Genomic DNA, 17,622 nt, shown 5'->3' on the forward strand with positions numbered 1-17,622 from the left:
TTACGGCAGGCCAGCGGCGCCGGGCGGGGTTCGGCAGGATGGGTCTCCCGCCCGCCGGATGCCGCCGACGACGTTCGGCCGGAGGTCTGCTCGCCTGGCGACGACCCGGTGAGAGGAGTCCGTCAGCACGCAGGAGGGCGGCACCCTCTGCGGGGTACCGCCCTCCGGACGGGTCACGAGGAGGCCGTGGCGGCCTGACTCTGAGCGGAGGCGGAGGCGCCGCCGGGGCAGGCGCCTGGGCCGGGGGCATGAGGTACGCCACGATGTACATGCCGAGGCCGGCGCCCCGATCCCCGGCGACACCACCGGCCCCCAGCTGCGCGAGTACGCCGACGAAGTCGAACGCGTCCGCATTGCTGTACTGGGTCACGGCACTTCGCACCGTGGGCGTGGCCGCCTACCTCGAAACCTGCCCCCGACGACACGGGGCAGGCGCGGCCGGCCTCCGCGCAACAGCCACCGCCGGGCGCCGGACTGCATCGGCCGCCTCCCGCCTCCAGGACGGCCTGAAGCCCCGGACCACCCCCGGCCGCTACCTAGTGACCCTTCCCCGTGCCGTCGGCTCGGGCTTCTGCCGCCCGATGCGCCGCGCGCGCCCCGGAACGGCAGCGCCGGCCGTCCGCCGCGGCGAAGCCGAAGGGGGTTCAGGGCGCCGTGCCGCCCCTCTGGCGGCCCATCAGGAACTGCGCACCGGACACCGGGCTCGTACGGTCACGGTGGGGCGGCGTACAGGACCGCCGGCCCCCGCTGGGCGGCCGCCGGTCTCTTCTCCGCCCCTCCCGAAGGGACCGGCGCCCCCGGCCTACGGTCACAGGGTGCGCAGGACCGCGAGGACCTTGCCGAGGATGACGGCGTCGTCGCCCGGGATGGGCTCGTAGGCGGGTTGTGGGGCATGAGCCAACGTGGCCGTTCTCGGGGCGCAGGCGCTTGGCGGTGGCTTCGGCGTCGAGCATCGCGGCGGCGATGTCGCCGTGGTCGGCGCTGTCGGCCTGCCTGACGACGACGGTGTCCCCGCTGTGGATGGCGGCGTCGGTCATGCTGTCGCCGACGACCTGAAACCGACGGGTTCGCCGAATCTCGCAGGGCTTCGCACGGGAATTGGCGGTAGTTGTGCCCTTATTGCACCCAGCCCGGCTCGGGTTCAGGCGTTTCGTTCCCTTCGCCAACGGCCCCCGCGTTACCCGAGACGGCTACAACGCGACGGGCGGCGAGATGACCAGCGAACCTACCGTCGGTCGCTTTGGCCCCTTGATCCACCAAAGAAGCCTTCAGACGCGTGCGTGCCAGCCGTTCAGCGGAGCACGCTGCTTTGGCTCGCCGCCAGGACAGGGGGCTCCGGGGATGGCGTAGGGGCGGGGGGGTCGCGGTAGGGTGCCGTCACGGTACAGCGGGCTTATTGTCCCTGTATGGGTGATGTGCGGTGTGGCTGGTGCGGTGCCTGGCTGCCGGGGCCGGCGGGCCATGGGCGCCGTTACTGCAGGCCGGCGCACCGGCAGGCGGCCTGGCGGGCCCGGCGCCGGTGGCGGGAGGCTGCTCCTGAGCGGAGCAGGGTGGCCGCGGCGGGTGAAATTCTGCTGTCGCAGGTGAAGGGCCTCGCCCAGGTCCCGGGATCACCGCCCTCACCGGGATGGCACTGCGCCGCGGTCGCCCGCATCCCCGACCTGGCCGGGGAGCTGGTCCGGGCGGCGGTCGTCGCGGATCGGCGGGCTGGGGCCAGCTGGGCTGAGATCGGTGCGGGGCTGGGTATCAGTGCCGAGGCGGCCCGCGCCCGCTTCGGGCGCACGCGCGGTGCGGCCGGGTCCGGCCGGAGCGGGCGGTAGGCCATGCGTCGGCCCACAGCTGCCAGCCCCCGCGTTGGCTCCGGCACGGCACTGCCGGATTCCGTGCTCGCCGACGTGATGCGCGACACCGGCGCCTCGGTGGGGCTGCTCTACCTGCTGCCGCCGGCCGAGCGGGTCCTGCGGCTGGTCCTGGCGGGCGGGGTGTCGGGGCAGATCGCTGCCCCGTGGGCCCGCATCCCGCTGGACGCCGCCATCCCGGTGGCGGACGCCGTGCGGGAGCGCTCCTTGGTCTGGCTGGGCAGTCAGGAGGACGTCGCCCGCCGCTACCCGCGGCTCGGCATCGTCCTGCCGTATGACTTCATGCTCGCTGCGGCCCCGATCATCGGCGACGGCACGGTGTGGGGCGGCGTCGTGTTGCTGTAGCCCGTCTGGCATCCGCCGCAGCTCAGCACGGGCGAAGAGGAATCGATCAGCACCTGTTGCCGGCGTGCGGCAGCGATCCTGCACCGGGCCGCCGACAGCGGCCGGCCGCTGCAGCCTCCTGGCGAGCCGCGCCTGCTCCCGGCGCGACCTCCTCGTGAAGCCGACCCCGTGCAGGCCGCCGCGGCCCTGGGCTTCACCGCGCGCCTGCCCGTGGGCTGCTGTGCCCTGGATCTGGACGGTCGGCTCACCTTCATCAACCCGGCCGGGACCGATCTGGTCGGCGCCCCCGCGGGCTCCCTGCTCGGCAACCGTCCCTGGGAAGTCCTGCCGTGGCTGCGCGATCCGGTGTTCGAGGACCGCTACCGGGCGGCGGTGGTCAGCCGTCAGCCCACCTCCTTCACCGCCCGCCGGCGTCCCGACACCTGGCTGCTCTTCCAACTCTACCCGGACGACAGCGGCATCAGTGTCCACATCACCCCGGCCGACACACGCCCGGCGTCCACCGCGCCGCGGCTGCCGCCGACGCCGTCGGCCGAGCCCATCGGGGCGACGGCGCTGTACCACCTGACGCATCTGGCCACCGCGCTGGCCGAGGCCGCCGGCGTGCACGAGGTGGTGGACCTGGCCGCCGACCAGATCGTGCCCGCCTTCGGCCCCAAGGCCCTGGCCCTGCTGACCGTGAAGGAAGGACGCCTGCACATCACCGGCTACCGCGGCTACAGCCCCGAGCTGATGGCCCGCTTCGACGCCGCCCCCCTGACCTCCGACACCCCGGCCGTCCGTGCCATCACCACCGGCACGCCCGCCTTCTTCCCCACGTTCGCCGACCTCAAGAAGGCGTACCCGCCGGCCGTGCACCAGGACGACATGGCCTCCTGGGCCTTCCTCCCGCTGATCGTCTCCGGCCGCCCGGTCGGCTCCCTCGTCCTCGCCTACGACGAGCCGCGTATCTTCCCGCCTGCCGAGCGCGCCCTGCTGACATCCCTGGCCGGATTGATCGCCCAGGCGCTCGACCGCGCTCGTCTCTACGACGCCAAGCACGCGCTCGCCCATGGTCTGCAGACCGGCCTGCTGCCCCGCTCCCTGCCGCAGATCCCCGGCCTGGAAGCGGCCGCACGTTACCGGCCCGCCGGGCACGGCATCGACATCGGCGGCGACTTCTACGACCTGATCCCCTGCACCAACGCCACCGCCGCCGTGGCTATCGGCGATGTCCAGGGGCACGATCCCAGCGCAGCGGCCCTCATGGGCCAGGTCCGCACCGCCGTACGCGCCCACGCCACCACCGGCTCCTCACCCGGCGACGTCCTCGCCCGCACCAACCGCCTCCTGTGCGACCTCGACACCGGCCTGTTCGCCAGCTGCCTCATCGCCCACCTCGACCTGCCCCATCACCGTGTGCGCCTGGCCACCGCCGGACACCCGCCGGCCCTGCTCCGCCACCCTCCGCCTGCCGCCCGGCCTGCTGCTGGGCATCGAGCCCGACGCCGACTACCCCACCACCGAGATCCCGCTCCCGCCCGGATCCGTCCTCGCCCTGTACACCGACGGGCTCGTCGAAGCCCCCGGTAACGACATCGACGAGGCGACCGCCGCCCTCGCCACCCACCTGGCAGCGGCACAGGCCGACAGCGTGGAGGCCCTCGCCGACACCCTCCTCGACCACGCCGAACGCACCGCACCCCGCCACGACGACATCGCCCTGCTCCTCCTCCGGTCACGGGAGTGAAGCAACCCGGCGAAGCCATGCGGGGGCGAGGAAGGGCCCAGGTGTGCCACCCGTGGGGCTGTTCGGCGGCTGGCTGACGGCAGCGAGGCCGACAACCAGCGGCTACGGCACCCTCACGCTCGTGGCGAGCTGCCTGCGCATCTCGTAGAGGACGTCGGGGCTGCCGATAAGGACCACCTGCTCCAGCAGCCGGTCGAGCCGGGCATCGTCCCCCGCGCCCACCGCGTCCACGATGCCCGCTATGACCTCGCGCGCCCCGGGCGGCAGCGCCTGTTCGCTCACCGCGTCGCAGCCTCCGCCTCGGCGGGCTGGGTCTCCGGGGTGTCTTCGCGGTGCAGGAAGGCGCCCAGGAGGTCACCGACCGGGTGGTCGGCCTCGGACGGGTGACGCAGGGCCACGGTGGGGTCGATGGTGTAGCGGTTGCGTCGTCCCACTCGGGTGCGGCTCAGATAGCCGGCCGCTTCCAGGTCGGCGACGATGATCTGCACCGCGCGTTCGGTGATCCCGATGCCGGTAGCGATGTCGCGCAACCGTACCTCGGGGTCGCGGGCGATCCGCAGCAGCACCCGTGCGTGGTTGGTGAGGAAGGTCCACTGGTCGCCGCGTGCCGATGAGCTGCTCATGGCCTCCATCCTACGAACTCCACTTCGCATATCCACCCCATCAGCGAACAATTTTTAGCGAAAAAGTTTTCGCGTAACTGTTGACGGGTCTCGGTGCCGCAGGTGACGCTTGAGGGGATTCCTCCCGTTAAGGAAGGCGGGCCGTAGCCATGACCCGACTGCTCTCCCACCCCGTACGCGGCCACGGCCACCGCCCTGCTCAAACGGGTCTGGTCCAGCCGGTGGCGGCGGTGCTGACCGATCGCATCGACGATGTCGCGGTGGCCGAGGCGGCCGCGCGGATGGCGCTGGTCCGCCGGGTGCCGCTGCTGCTGATTGCCGTGGTGCCCCCGCACGTCGGCCGTTCCCCTCTCGGCCCGGCGGCCTGCCCGTCGGTGCGGGCGGTTCTGGCCCGGGTCATGCCCAAAGTCGGCCCCCACGCCACCGGCTGCATCCCCGAGGTGTTCCACCTGCCGGCGGGCAACGGATCACGGCTCGCGGCGGCCAAGCAGCTGCTGGCCCTGGCCGGCCGCCACCCGGGCTCCGGACGTGGTGGCCTCGCGTCGCGGCCCGCACGGGCTGGACGCGCACGCCCTGATCGAGGCCGCAGCCCTGCGCGGCGGCCCGTTCGTCCATGCGATCGCCCCTGCGGCCTGGGTGCCGCTGCGATCGCCCTCGACGTGATCGCCTCCTCAGCGTGACCTGCCGTCCGGCCCCTTGAGAGGAAACGTTTAGCGATGAATGACCTGTCGTTCGCCGTCCCGCTGTGGGTGTGGGCCGCGGTCACCGTCGGCATCTGCGTGATGCTCGCCGTCGACCTGATCGCCCACCGCGACAACCACGTCATCGGCTTCAAGGAAGCCGCGATCTGGAGTGGCATCTGGATCGCCATCGGCCTGGGCTTCGGCTTGATCCTGCTGGCGTGGCAGGGCGGGGAGGTGTCCTCCACCTACTACGCCGGCTACCTGATCGAAAAGGCCCTGTCGATCGACAACGTCTTCGTCTTCGCGCTGGTCTTCTCGTTCTTCGCCGTCCCCGACGCCTACCAGCACAAGGTCCTGTTCTGGGGCGTGCTGGGCGCCCTCGCGGCCCGGCTGGTGTTCATCTTCGTCGGCGCCGAACTGCTCCAGGTGTTCTTCTGGACCGCCTACCTCTTCGGCGCGTTCCTGATCTGGACCGGCTGGAAGATGGCCGTCTCCAAAGACGAAGAGGTCCACCCCGACCGCAACCCCATCGTCCGCCTCGTCAAGAAGCTCATCCCCACCGATCCGAAGTTCCACGGCGACAAGTTCTTCATCCGCCGCAACGGCAAGCGGATCGCGACGCTGCTGTTCGTGGTCCTGGTCGCCGTCGAAGCCACCGACCTGATCTTCGCGATCGACTCCGTCGCCGCCGTCCTGGCGATCACCACCAACACCTTCCTGGTGTGGACCGCCAACGCCTTCGCCGTCCTCGGCCTCAGGAGCCTGTACTTCTGCCTCGCCGGACTCCTGCGCCGCTTCCAGTACCTGCACTACGGGCTGGCGGTCCTGCTCGTCTTCGCCGGCGTCAAGCTCATCCTGTCCGAGACCCCCGTCGGCAAGCTCCCCATCCCCCTCACCCTCGGCGTCATCGTCGCAACGATCACCGTCTCCATCGGCTGGTCCCTGATCGCCACCCGAGGCCAGACCGCGCACAGCGAGGAGCAGCCAGCCGGGACCAACGAGGGCGACTCCCGCGGAAGCGGCCAGCCGACCGTCGAACCCACTCGCCAGCAGCCCGCTGCCTATAGCATCCCGCGTGCCAAGGACTCACCTTGACCACGCCCCAGACACTCCAGCCGACAGTCCCCTTCCCTGCCCCGCCGGAGGCGCCGTCTACCACTCCTCCCTGCACGCCGGAGGCCCCGTTTCGGCGCGGTTTACCGGCTCCCGCGCCATACCAGGCCGTGGCCTGCTCATGCCGCCGACCTCGCCGCACGCACTGGGCACCGGGCTCTCGCCGCAGCGGTCCTGCGTAGCACCGGCTTCAGCATCAAAGCCCTGCTGCGCCACGTCCGCTCCCGCCAGAGCCAGGTCTAGACCAACGCCATCGTCAGCCCGCATTCAGGGCACCGCGCGCGCCAGCCCTGCTCAGGCCGCTACTCTCCGGTCGTGGCCGCCCGGATCGCCCCCTAACGGATCGCGCCCGCCGACGGCATCCAGCACCGAGGTCGCCGTCGGCCCGGTCCTGGACCGGATACGCCTCACCCTTTGCACGATACCTGCGGTGATCAGCCCCCGCCCCGCTCGCCACCCCCGCGCCGGGTCCGTTCCTGCGCGGCACCCGGCCCGGTGACTCCGAGGAGGTCGGTGAGGGCTGCTCGACTCCTTCGGCATTGGCGGCACGGCTCCGAAGCCTCGCCGCCGTTCGAAGCCGCGGCGCGAGAAGGCCGATGGCACGGCACCGACCTGCACCTGCTCCGTGTCTTCATCTGGGCGGCGCTGCGCGTGCAGACCTGCCACCGGCTGACACGATCACTCACCGGTACGCCGTCGACCAGCGCCGAGACGGCTGGATAGCGCCGTACTGCCGTGCTTTCCGCATGTCCCGGTCGCGAGCCTGTCCTGCTGGGAAGAGTCACCGGGCTTACCTGCGTCGTCGTGCGGCCCAGCGGGCGGTGGCGGGCAGGGAGAGTGCCGCCATGGCGAAGAGAGCGGCCAGGGTGCTCCAGCCGGCGGTGCCGTGGGGAAGGACGAACGCGGTCAGCAGGCCGGGGCCGAGGGCCTGGCTGACGGAGATCCCGGTCTGGTAGATGCCCTGATAGGTGCCTTGTGCGCGTTCGGGGGCCAGGTCGTAGGACAGGGCCCAGCTGCCCGCTTGCGAGGTGACCTCGCCGAGGGTCAGCACGACGACGGCGCCCACGAGGACCGCGGCGGCCGTGCCTGGAGCGCGGTCGGCCGCACTCGCGATCGCGATGCAGGCGGCCCCGACGAGCAATCCGCCGCGGCGGAAGGCCCGCGCGGCCTGGACCGTTCCCGTGATGCCGCGGGCGGCCCAGACCTGCAGGGCGATGACCAGGGCGGTGTTGACGACGAGAAGCCAGCCGACCATGGCCTGCGGTGCGCTGGTGCGGGTGAGGAGCCACAGAGGCAGGGCTACTTCGAGGACGACGTAGAGAGTGTTGACGATTGCGTTGAGTGCGGTGACGGCGAGGTAGGGCACGTCGCGAAGCGGGTGGGGCGTGTGCCGCTCGGCTACGGGTGCGGAGGTGTCCTGCCGGGAGGCCGCCGTCCCGGCTGTCCGGGGTGTCTGACCCGGCGCCTGGGGCTGGGGGGCGGGAATCGTGTGCAGGGGGACCAGCGCGAGGAGGAACGCGACGGAGCTCAGGAAGATCGCTCCCCGGTATGCCACGTCGGTGTCGAAGGCGAGGACGGCCGAGCCGAGGGCGGCGCCCGCTCCGATGCCCACGTTGTTGACCGCCCGCAGCAGTGCCAGAGCACGGGTGCGCCGGCCGGGCGGAAGAACATGGGCGTGCAGGGCGCCGCGTGCGGCGGCGTTGGCGCGGTTGCCGGCCGTGGCCAGGCAGGCCAGGACGAGGAAGAGAAGGAGGGACCCCGCGACGGCGTACAGGGCGATCGCAGCTGCTTGCAGGAGGTGCAGGAAGACCAGGACCTTCCTCGCGTTCCAGCGGTCGCAGGCGCGCCCGGCGGGCAGGGCGGCGGGGATCGCGCACAGTCCCGCCACCGTCAGCACCATTCCGACCTGCTCGACGGAGTAGCCCAGTCCCCGGGTGAACCACAGGGTGCTGACGGTCAGGAAGAGCCCGTTGCCGACGGCGTTGACGAGAAGCAGCGCGGCGAGCCCCCGGACGGCCGGGTCGCTGCCCAGTCGGAGAGGCGGGGCGGGAGGAGCCGGTTTCGGCGCCGGGGTGGTGCTGGTGTTCATGACCCCAAGCACACCGTCGGCCCGGCTCACGCGGAATGGATTTACCCTGAGGCTTAATGATTCGTTTTCGTCTGGACCTGTCTGACCTGGCAGCGACCTCCTTCGCCTACTCCCCCCTGCAGGAGGCCGTCCTCAGCCTTCGGATGTGGACCGGTCACGCGCGGCGCTTCCCCGCCCTGCGCGACACCTTCGCGGGCCTGCGGCCCGTCTTCGACCGCCTCGACCACACCCTGCTGACCTCGCTGGTGGCGCGCCGCCGCTACTGGGTGCCCGATTTCCTCACCCCCCGGCCGCACACCTCGGCGCCGGACATCCGTCGCGAGCTCGACGTGCTGCGGGCCACCGACCCGGCTGTGGTGCGGCCCGGGCTGGAGCAGACGTTCCTGCCGCTGGGCGAGCCGGTCCCGGCCCGACTGGCCGACGCGTGGGACGACCCGTCCCGCTTGCTCGCCGACATCGCCGACGCCCTGGAGGAGTACTGGGAGCAGTGTCTGCGCCCCCTCTGGTGGCCCCGCGCCAGGGCGGTGCTGGAAGCCGACATCGCCTACCGCGCCCGCGTCCTGGTCGAAGGCGGCGCAGACGCCCTGTTCACCGGAATCAGCTCACAGTTGTCCTGGGCAGAGGGCATGGTCACCGTCGAACCCAACGGCCCCCGGTCCTCTGCGCCCACCGACATCCCGATCGACGGCCGCCGGCTGCTGTTCACCCCCAGCTGCTTCGCGGACGGCGTCTCCACCATGCTCAGCTCCCAGGCCTTGCCGCACATCGTCTACGGCACACGCGGCCTGGCCACCCTCGCCGAACACCCCGAAGCACCTGCTGCCTCCCAGGCGCTGGAACGGCTTCTGGGCGCCCCCCGCGCCCGCCTGCTGACCCTCCTGGCCGAACCCGCCTCCACCACCGAACTCGCCCACCGCCTCGGCGTCACCCCAGCCGCCGTCAGCCAGCACCTGTCCATCCTCACAGCAGCCCACCTCCTGGAACGAACCCGTCACGGGCGCCACGTCCGCTACCGGCACAGCGCGCTCGGTGCCGCCCTGTGCGCAACCCACCTCGCCCGAGAACGATTTACGCGACGACATGCCCACTATTGGCAGTAATGAATTATTTAAGGGTGGTACTTATACATTAAGGCTTCTGATCTCTTCTGCTTCGGGAGCTCGTGTTGAGACCGCAACCACGCCCGTTCGTCCTGGGCGCCACCGCTGTACTGACCCTTGCAGGCATCTGCCCTTCTGCTGCAACAGCCGAGGTGCCGGACGCGGCACCGGGCACGTCCGTGGTGACGGTCCGGACTGGCGGGGACCGCAGCGGTGACGCGTCCGTCGCGCCATTGGCCGGGGTGCGGCTGGCCCTGTACGCGGGGGAGAACGACCCCGACCCAATCGCGGAGGACTGGGCGCGGTGCACCTCGGATGCCGACGGTGACTGCAGCTTCACCGTGCCCTCCACCGCAAGCGGCCAGATCAACGAGGGCGAACGCTTCTGGGTGGGGCAGGAGCCCGACGGAGTACCGCCGGGGTGGTTCGTGAATCCCTCGCTGCGCACGGGCAAGGGCAGTGGAAGCGGATCGGTCGAGTCGGACTACCGCTTCCGCACCCCGGCTCTGGAGGAGGGCAACACCTACTCCTCGCTGTCGGACTTCATGCGCAGCACCGCTTGGTCGGCCGTGCCGTATGTCGCTTCGACCGGCGTGTGGCAGCAGTCTCGGGTGAACCCCGGACTGCCGGCGGCCTGTGGTCTGGACGTCGCTGTGGTGCTGGACCTGTCAGCCTCGGTGGGCAGTGCACTGCCTCAGCTGAAGGCGGCCACCGACCAGCTGACGGACACGCTGACCGGAACGCCCTCGCGGCTCGCCCTGTTCTCCTTCGACCGCAACTCGCCCAGCACCGGAACCGCCAACCATCCCGACCTCGTTCCGGTCTCGACCAGGGACGGCGCGGACGCCTTCAAGGACCTCTACGCGGACTGGGGGCTGGGGTCCGGCACGAACTGGGACCAGGGCCTGAACGCCGTGGCGCAGGCCGGACCGGTCTACGACCTGGTGATCGTTCTCACTGACGGCAACCCGACCCGCTTCAGCAAGCCGTACTCGGGCGACGGCACCAACACCCACTTCGCCGATGTGGAGGGCGGGATCTTCGCCGCGAACGCGGTCAAGGCCAAGGGCTCCAGAGTCGTTGCCGTCGGCGTCGGCAACGGTGTGGAGGGCATCTCCGGGATCAACCTCAAGGCGATCTCGGGCCAGGAAGCGTTCGACCCCGCCGACCCCGCCCCCGAAACGGCCGACTACTACCAGACGACCGACTTCGCCGCGGCGGGCGAGGCTCTGCGCGACATGGCGCTCACCCAGTGCGAAGGAACGTTGTCGGTCATCAAGCAGCTCGTTCCCGGGGAAACCGAGGGCGAGGACGTCACCGGCGCCGCGCCGGCGGGGGCGGGCTGGCAGTTCGGCGCCACAACCACCACACCCGGCGTCGGAGGACTGCCCGACACGCAGACCACGGTGGACGACGGCACCGGCGGCGTCGTGTTCACACCCACCTTCCCCACCGGGGCGGCAGACGCGGACATCACTGTCACCGAGACACAGCAGCCCGGCTACGAACTGGTCACCCAGAGCGCCAAGAACGCCGTCTGCACCAACCTCGACAACGGCCAGCCCGTCGAGGTCACCAACACCGGCACAGCCTCCGCACCCGCCTTCACCGTGGACGTACCACGCCTAGCGGCGGTCAGCTGCGTCGTCCACAACCGACCTACGCCTGACCCGACGCCGACACCCACAGACCCCACCCCCACACCGACCGATCCCACCCCGACACCCACAGACCCCACCCCCACACCGACCGATCCCACCCCCACACCCACAGACCCCACCCCGACCGACCCGCCAGGGGGCTATGGAGACGACGGGGGCCCTGGGGATGAAGGTGGGTACGGCGAAGAGCTCGCGCATGCCGGGAACAGCAGCGGGCCCTTGATGCTGGCCACTGCGGCGATGACAGCCGCAGGGACGGGCCTGATCGGGTGGCGGCTTCGCCGGCGCGACAGCTCGATGCTCCGCTCTCACCAGAACACCGAACCTTCTCCGAGCTGATCAAGCAGGAAGGCAGTGGGGTCGACGGCACGGTGAAGCCTCCGGTAGGTGGGTTCTCGACCAAGGGAACCGTCTCCACCAGAGGCTTCACGCGCTTGTCCACCCATCGGGTATCGACGTTTCGAGTTCCCCGCCTTCCTGCCTTACGCAGCGCCTGCGGCGGCACCGCCGCCCGATCGGCTCCCGATGGCGGCGTCTGAGCATCGGCCGTCGGTCCCTGACCACCTTCGTCCATCCGCACATGGGACACACCTGTGCCCGACTCGCGGCCGGATCCGACATCAGTATCACTAGCGCCTGCTGACAGGTCTCCGAGACGGCCGAGTTCGAGGTTGCTCTCGCCCCCGGCCTTCGCCAACGCGGTGCGGATCGCGCCCCCGAAGGCGTACCTGATCCTGGACGGCATGCTCCTGCCGATCGACCACATCGCCGCGGACCGGCCGTCCTACTCCGGCGCGCCACGGAACGGCAGCACGGGCGGTCCGCCGCGACGAAGCCGGACAGGGTTTCAGGGGGCGTTTGCCGTCCTTCTGGCGGCCCAGCAGGAACTGCGTCCCGGACACCTTCTCGTACGGTCGCGGTGGGGCGGCGCACAGGACCGCCGACCCCCCGCTGGGCGGCCGCCAGCCCCTCTTCGCCTCTCCCGAAGGGACCGGCGCCCCCGGCCTACGGTCACAGGGTGCGCAGGACGGCGACGACCTTGCCGAGGATAACAGCGTCGTCGCCAGGGATCGGCTCGTGGGCGGGGTTGTGGGGCATGGGCCAGACGTGGCCGTTGGCGCGGCGCAGGCGCTTGACGGTGGCTTCCCTGTCGAGCATCGCGGCGACGATGTCGTCGTGGTCGGCGCTGTCGGCCTGCCTGACGACGACGGTGTCCCCGCGGTGGATGGCGGCGTCGGTCATGCTGCCGCCGGCGACCTACACTGCGAGCAGCCTTTCCCCGCACGTCAGTCGGCGCGGAACGGGCAGGTTGTTGAGTATCGCCTCTAGTCCGGAGCCATTCGCGATGCGGGGTCCCAGGTCGTCTGCGGCCCCATGATCCGGACCAGCAGGTCGTCCAGGCTGACCAGGCCGGTGAGTTCGCCGTCGGCGTCGCGGACGAGGGCGAGGGAGACGCGGCGCCGGCGCAGGTGCTCGATGGCGTCGGAGACCGTGTCGGTGCCGGCCAGTTCCGGTACGGGGCGGGCGAGGGCCGCGGCGGTCAGGTCCCGGCCGCGGGTGCGGGCAACGAGGGCGTCGCGGGCGTGGACCGAGCCGAGGATCCGGTCGCCGTCGCGGACGAGGAGCCGGGAGCGGTCGGCCTCGGACGCCTGGGCGAGGACGGCGTCGAGCCCTGCGCCCGCCTCGACGGCGACGATGTCGGCGGCCGGGGTCTGGAGTTCGGCGACCGGGGTCTGGGGCTCGGTGAGGGAGCGGGTGATGAGCTGGGAGTCGGTCCTGTTGATCAGGCCGAGGCGTTCGGACTCCTCCACGAGGTGGGTCAGCTGCTCGCGGTTGTGGACGGCGGCCAGCTCGTCCCGGGGCTGGACGCGGCACATGCGTACGAGCGCGTTGCTGACCTTGTTGAGGACCCAGATCAGCGGGCGTACGGCCTTGACCAGGGCCCGGAACGGCGGGGTGAGCAGCATGGCGGAGCGTTCGGGGCGGGCGATGGCCCAGGACTTGGGGCCCATCTCGCCGAGGACCATGTGGAGGAAGACGACGACGATCATGGCGACGGCGAAGGCGATGCCGTAGCTGAGCGCCTCCGGCAGGCCGAGCTTGACGAGCAGGGGGGCGAGTTCGTGTGAGATGGCGGGTTTGGAGATGGCGCCGAGGCCGAGGGTGCACAGGGTGATACCGAGCTGGGCACCGGCGAGCATGAGAGACAGCTCCCGCATGCCGGCGAGGGCGGCCTTGGCGCCGCGCTGCCCGTCGGCGACCGCCTTCTCGATGCGGTGGCGCTTGGCGGCGACGAGCGCGAACTCGGCGGCGACGAAGAATCCGCTGCCGACGAGGAGCAGGACGGTGATGAACAGGGCCATGGGGAAGCTCATGCCTGGGCCTCCTCGGCCGGGGCGGTCTGCGGAAGGCGTTCGATCCGGACGCGTCCGGGGACGTGACGGTCAAGGCTGAGGACGTCGATGCGGACGGCGTCGACGGTGAGGTGGTCCCCGATGGTCGGGAAGCGGCCGAGGCGGTCGATGATCAGGCCCGCGACGGTGTCGTAGTCATCGTCCTCGGGCAGGGCGATGCCGGTGGCGTCCTCGATCTCGTCGAGGCGGCGGCCCGCGTCGACGCGCCAGCCGTTCCCGTCCGGGACGGCGAGCGCGACGACCGTGTCGCTCTCGTCGGCGATGTCGCCGACCAGTTCCTCGGCGATGTCCTCGTACGTGACGACGCCGGCGACGCCGCCGTGCTCGTCAAGGACGACGGCGAACTCGTCGTCTGCCTCCCGCATCCGGGCCACCGCCTGCGGCAGCGGCAGGGTGTCGGGCAGCAGCAGCGGCGCCCGGTCGGCCTCGCCTGCGGTGAGGGTGTCGAACCGTTCGGCGGGCAGCCGGGCGAGGTCGCGGACGCCGAGGACGCCGGCGACGTCGTCGGGGTGGTCGCCTAGGACGGGGTAGTTGGAGTGCCTGTGCCGCGCGATGAGTTCGACGGCCTCGGTGAGGGTGGCGTTCTTGCGGACGAAGACGGCGTCGGCGCGCGGCACCATCACCTCGTCCAGGGTCCGCTCGGAGAACTCCAGGGCGTGGTCCAGGAGCTCGGCGGTGTCGGCGGGGAGCTGTCCCTGCTCGTGGGACTCGCCGATGAGGTGGCTAAGTTCCTCCAGGGTGGCACCGTGGTGCAGCTCCTCGACGGGCTCGATGCCGGCCTTGCGCAGCAGTCTGTTCGCCGTTCCGTCGAAGACCCGGACGACCGGCCCGACGACCTTCAGGTAGAGGAGGGTGGAGGAGGCGAGGGACTTGGCGAGCCGTTCGGGGACGGCGAGTGCCAGGTTCTTCGGTGCGAGTTCGCCCAGGACCATCTGGAGCACGGTCGCGATCACGAAGGCGAGGACGACGGAGATCGCCGACACCGCGCCGTCCGACAGGCCCGTCCCGTCCAGCGCGGGCTTGAGCAGGGCGGAGACGGACGGCTCGGCGAGGAAGCCGACGACCAGGCCGGTGACGGTGATGCCGAGCTGGGCGCCGGACAGCATGAAGGAGAGGCGTTCGAGGACCTTCAGCGCGCGGGCCGCCCGCTTGTCGCCAGCCTCGGCCTCGCGGGCGAGGGCGATCCGGTCGGCGGCGACGTAGCAGAACTCCTGGGCCACGAAGTAGCCCGTACCGGCGGTCAGCACGAGGACGGCGAGCAGGCCGAGAGCGGCGTTCATCGGCGGCCGCACCCCTTCGAGCAGGTGGGGTGCGTCGTTCTGGCGGACAAGCGGGGGCTCCTTCGTGGGCTGTGATCACGGGCGATCGGTTCGAGTATCGGCGGGTACGCCACGGGCGGCGCGGCCTCACCACGCCAGGGCCGGAAGGGCCGGGGGCCCGGGGAGGTCACACGGTGGCGGGTCCCACCAGTTCCTCCAGGACGTCTTCCATCGTCACGTAGCCGAGGACGGTGCCGGATTCGCCGGTGACGGCGGCGAGGTGGCTGCCGGCGGCGCGCAGGGCGGTGAGGGCGTCGTCCAGCGGGGTGTCGATCCGTACCCGCGTGACGGCATGGAGGGCGGAACGCGGGAAGGGCTTGTCGCGGTCGGCGACGCCGAGGGTGTCCTTGATGTGGAGGTAGCCAAGGACGGCGCCGGCGGGGCCGGTGACCGGGAAGCGGGAGTAGCCGGCGCGGGCCGCGGTCCGCTCCAGTTCCGCCGGGGTGATCCGGTGGTGCACGGTGACCATCCGCGTGGCGGGGACGAGGATCTCGCCGACCGGGCGGGTGCCGAGTTCCAGGGCGTCGCGCGGCCGCTCGCCGTCGGCGGGCGAGAGCAGTCCGGCGGCGCTGGTGTCCTGGACCATGCGGGCGAGCTGGTCGTCGGTGTAGACGGCCGAGACCTCGTCCTTCGGTTCGACCCGCAGCAGGCGCAGGAGCGCGTTGGCGAAGGAGTTGATGCCGAAGACGACCGGCTTGAGGGCGCGGGTGAGGGCGACCAGCGGCGGTCCGAGGAGCAGGGCGGTCTTCACCGGGGCGGCCAGGGCGATGTTCTTGGGGACCATCTCGCCGATCAGCATGTGCGCGTACGTCGCCAGGGTCAGGGCGATGACGAAGGCGATCGGGTGCACGAGGCCGTGCGGCACGTGGGACGCCTCGAAGGCGGGCTCCAGGAGGTGGGCGATGGCGGGCTCGGCGACCGCGCCCAGGACCAGCGAGGACACGGTGATGCCGAGCTGGGCGGTGGCCAGGAGCGCGGAGATGTGCTCCAGGCCCCACAGGGTCATACGGGCGCGCCGGTCCCCCTCGCGGGCGAGCGGCTCGATCTGGCTGCGGCGGACGGAGATCATCGAGAACTCGCCGCCGCGAAGAAGGCGTTCGTCATGAGGGTGAGGAAGCCGATGGTGAGCTGGAGCGCGGTCATCGGGCCGCTCCGGCGTGCTCGGGCGCCGCGGCGGGGGCGGGCTCGGTGAGGTGGACGCGGTCCGCGCGGTGGTGCTCGACGTCGAGGACGTCGAGCCGCCAGCCGTCGAGCAGGACGGCGTCGCCCTGGGCGGGGATGCGGCCGAGGCTGGTGGCGATGAGGCCGGCGACCGTCTCGTACGGGCCTTCCGGCGCGCGCAGCCCTATCCGGGCCAGCTGGTCGATGCGTACCCCGCCGTCCGCCTCCCAGGTGGCCCGGCCGTCGTCGGTGGGCGGGGCGGGCAGCAGGTCGGGGACCTCGACGGGGTCGTGCTCGTCCCGCACCTCGCCCACGACCTCTTCCACGATGTCCTCGACGGTCGCGACGCCGGCCGTGCCGCCGTACTCGTCGATGACGACGGCCATGCCCCGGTGGGCCCTCAGGCGCTCCAGGAGCCGGTCGGCGGGCAGCGTCTCGGGGACGAGCAGCGGCGGGGTGGTCAGGGCGGTGACGGGGGTGGCGGCCCGCTCCTCGGGCGGCAGGGCGAGGACGTCGCGGATGTGGACGGTGCCGATGACGTCGTCGTGGTTCAGCCGGTAGACCGGGAAGCAGGACAGTCCGGTGGCGTAGGTGAGGTTGGCGGCGTCGGCGGCCGTCGCCCGCGCGTCCAGGGCGCGGACGTCCACGCGCGGGGTCATGACGTTCTCGGCCGTCAGCTCGCTCAGGTGGAGCGTCCGCACGAACAGCTCGGCGGAGTCCGCCTCGATGGCGCCCTCCGCCGCGCTGTGCCGGGCGAGAGAGGCCAGCTCGGCGGGGGTCCGTACGGTGTGCAGTTCGTCGGCCGGCTCCAGGCCGGAGCGGCGCACGAACCGGTTCGCGGTGCCGTTCAGGTGCCGGATGAAGGGGCCGAAGGCGGCGGTGAAGCCGCGCTGCGGGTTGGCGACGACCTTGGCGACGGCCAGCGGCCGGGAGATCGCCCAGTTCTTGGGCACAAGCTCACCGATGACCATGAGGACGACGGTGGAGAGCGCCACCCCGAGGACGGTGGCGACGGAAGGGGCCGCGGCGCCGAGGCCGATCGCCTCCAGCGGGTCGCGCAGCAGCGCGGCCAGGGACGGCTCGGCGAGCATGCCGATCACCAGGGAGGTGACAGTGATGCCGAGCTGGGCGCCGGACAGCTGCACGGTCAGCCCGCGCACGGCACGCAGCGCGCCCTCGGCACCGCGTTCACCGGCCTCGGCGGCCCGCTCCAGCTCACCGCGCTCGACGGTGGTCAGTGAGAACTCGGCCGCGACGAAGACGGCACACGCAAGGGTGAGCGCGAGCGCGAGCAGGAGAAGGAGCACCTCGGTCACCGTGCCACCCCCGCTCCCCGGCTCGACACGTCAGGGCAGGCAGTGGCACGGCTCGTACTGGGAGGCTCACCCATTGCGGGTCGCTCACTCCTTCTCGTCCTGGGCGGGATCAGGGCTGCTGAGAGACGGTCTTCTACATCACTGTAAAGCCGAGGCAATCTCCGATCGACAGCCTCCCCCGTGGGACGCTGGTCTGTCAGCTGTGGGGAA

General features: G+C 71.5%; 11 protein-coding genes and 4 pseudogenes. 6 read left to right on the plus strand and 9 right to left on the minus strand.

Annotated features, from left to right (window positions below; genetic code table 11):
- Positions 1 to 808: 808 nt before the first annotated feature.
- A pseudogene (locus ACFVQZ_RS14740) lies at positions 809 to 1,055 on the minus strand (LexA family protein); the annotation flags it as partial.
- An 828-nt stretch (positions 1,056 to 1,883) separates the two neighbouring features.
- Here ACFVQZ_RS14740 and ACFVQZ_RS14745 point away from each other — a divergent pair.
- Together ACFVQZ_RS14745 and ACFVQZ_RS14750 are read left to right on the plus strand one after the other, a co-directional pair.
- Positions 1,884 to 2,204: a hypothetical protein gene (locus ACFVQZ_RS14745; protein ID WP_383622271.1), complete on the plus strand. Its 321-nt coding sequence runs from the start codon at positions 1,884 to 1,886 to the stop codon at positions 2,202 to 2,204.
- 210 nt (positions 2,205 to 2,414) lie between these two features.
- Positions 2,415 to 3,933, plus strand: a pseudogene (locus ACFVQZ_RS14750) (SpoIIE family protein phosphatase).
- 102 nt (positions 3,934 to 4,035) lie between these two features.
- Here ACFVQZ_RS14750 and ACFVQZ_RS14755 read toward each other — a convergent pair.
- Entirely contained in the window at positions 4,036 to 4,215 is a 180-nt protein-coding gene (locus ACFVQZ_RS14755; RefSeq protein ID WP_383622274.1) for a hypothetical protein, read from the minus strand.
- Positions 4,212 to 4,556, minus strand: coding sequence for a helix-turn-helix transcriptional regulator (locus ACFVQZ_RS14760; protein ID WP_383622277.1), 345 nt, complete (start codon positions 4,554 to 4,556; stop codon positions 4,212 to 4,214). Before ACFVQZ_RS14760 ends, ACFVQZ_RS14755 begins: the two co-directional genes overlap by 4 nt.
- A 149-nt stretch (positions 4,557 to 4,705) precedes the next feature.
- Here ACFVQZ_RS14760 and ACFVQZ_RS14765 point away from each other — a divergent pair, with 149 nt between their 5' ends.
- Entirely contained in the window at positions 4,706 to 5,236 is a 531-nt protein-coding gene (locus ACFVQZ_RS14765; RefSeq protein ID WP_383622280.1) for a universal stress protein, read from the plus strand.
- Between the two features lie 36 nt (positions 5,237 to 5,272).
- The gene (locus tag ACFVQZ_RS14770; RefSeq protein WP_383622282.1) at positions 5,273 to 6,334 is read left to right on the plus strand and encodes a TerC family protein; all 1,062 of its coding nucleotides are present in this window, start codon (positions 5,273 to 5,275) and stop codon (positions 6,332 to 6,334) included.
- 808 nt (positions 6,335 to 7,142) lie between these two features.
- Here the strand turns inward: ACFVQZ_RS14770 and ACFVQZ_RS14775 are convergent.
- Positions 7,143 to 8,441, minus strand: a complete 1,299-nt coding sequence (locus tag ACFVQZ_RS14775) for an MFS transporter (RefSeq protein ID WP_383622285.1) — start codon at positions 8,439 to 8,441, stop codon at positions 7,143 to 7,145.
- A gap of 56 nt (positions 8,442 to 8,497) precedes the next feature.
- Here ACFVQZ_RS14775 and ACFVQZ_RS14780 point away from each other — a divergent pair, with 56 nt between their 5' ends.
- Together ACFVQZ_RS14780 and ACFVQZ_RS14785 are read left to right on the plus strand one after the other, a co-directional pair.
- Positions 8,498 to 9,541 carry an ArsR/SmtB family transcription factor gene (locus ACFVQZ_RS14780; protein WP_383622288.1) on the plus strand — a complete coding sequence of 348 codons (1,044 nt, stop codon included), beginning with the start codon at positions 8,498 to 8,500 and terminating at the stop codon, positions 9,539 to 9,541.
- 242 nt (positions 9,542 to 9,783) lie between these two features.
- On the plus strand, positions 9,784 to 11,541 hold the full coding sequence (locus ACFVQZ_RS14785; protein ID WP_383622291.1) for a vWA domain-containing protein: 1,758 nt from the start codon (positions 9,784 to 9,786) through the stop codon (positions 11,539 to 11,541).
- A 672-nt stretch (positions 11,542 to 12,213) separates the two neighbouring features.
- Here ACFVQZ_RS14785 and ACFVQZ_RS14790 read toward each other — a convergent pair.
- The 5 genes and pseudogenes from ACFVQZ_RS14790 to ACFVQZ_RS14810 form a co-directional block, all read right to left on the minus strand.
- Positions 12,214 to 12,447, minus strand: a pseudogene (locus ACFVQZ_RS14790) (LexA family protein); the annotation flags it as partial.
- A gap of 80 nt (positions 12,448 to 12,527) precedes the next feature.
- A complete protein-coding gene (locus tag ACFVQZ_RS14795) occupies positions 12,528 to 13,577 on the minus strand; it encodes a hemolysin family protein (protein WP_383622294.1) in 1,050 nt (349 codons plus the stop codon).
- Positions 13,574 to 14,896 carry a hemolysin family protein gene (locus ACFVQZ_RS14800; protein WP_383622296.1) on the minus strand — a complete coding sequence of 441 codons (1,323 nt, stop codon included), beginning with the start codon at positions 14,894 to 14,896 and terminating at the stop codon, positions 13,574 to 13,576. The genes ACFVQZ_RS14795 and ACFVQZ_RS14800 overlap by 4 nt, the downstream gene beginning before the upstream one ends.
- Positions 14,897 to 15,062: 166 nt before the next feature.
- A pseudogene (locus ACFVQZ_RS14805) lies at positions 15,063 to 16,078 on the minus strand (hemolysin family protein).
- A complete protein-coding gene (locus tag ACFVQZ_RS14810; RefSeq protein ID WP_383622299.1) occupies positions 16,075 to 17,412 on the minus strand; it encodes a hemolysin family protein in 1,338 nt (445 codons plus the stop codon). The pseudogene ACFVQZ_RS14805 and the gene ACFVQZ_RS14810 overlap by 4 nt, the downstream one beginning before the upstream one ends.
- Between the last annotated feature and the right edge of the window lie 210 nt (positions 17,413 to 17,622).

This window comes from Streptomyces sp. NPDC057854, from assembly GCF_042797055.1.
Lineage (GTDB): Bacteria > Actinomycetota > Actinomycetes > Streptomycetales > Streptomycetaceae > Streptomyces.

Bases quoted from the DNA above. Each gene is read 5' to 3' on its own strand.
- ACFVQZ_RS14800 (WP_383622296.1), bottom strand. From the start codon at position 14,896: ATGAACGCCGCTCTCGGCCTGCTCGCCGTCCTCGTGCTGACCGCCGGT.
- ACFVQZ_RS14775 (WP_383622285.1), bottom strand. From the start codon at position 8,441: ATGAACACCAGCACCACCCCGGCGCCGAAACCGGCTCCTCCCGCCCCG.
- ACFVQZ_RS14770 (WP_383622282.1), top strand. From the start codon at position 5,273: ATGAATGACCTGTCGTTCGCCGTCCCGCTGTGGGTGTGGGCCGCGGTC.
- ACFVQZ_RS14795 (WP_383622294.1), bottom strand. From the start codon at position 13,577: ATGAGCTTCCCCATGGCCCTGTTCATCACCGTCCTGCTCCTCGTCGGC.
- ACFVQZ_RS14780 (WP_383622288.1), top strand. From the start codon at position 8,498: ATGATTCGTTTTCGTCTGGACCTGTCTGACCTGGCAGCGACCTCCTTC.
- ACFVQZ_RS14765 (WP_383622280.1), top strand. From the start codon at position 4,706: ATGACCCGACTGCTCTCCCACCCCGTACGCGGCCACGGCCACCGCCCT.
- ACFVQZ_RS14760 (WP_383622277.1), bottom strand. From the start codon at position 4,556: ATGAGCAGCTCATCGGCACGCGGCGACCAGTGGACCTTCCTCACCAAC.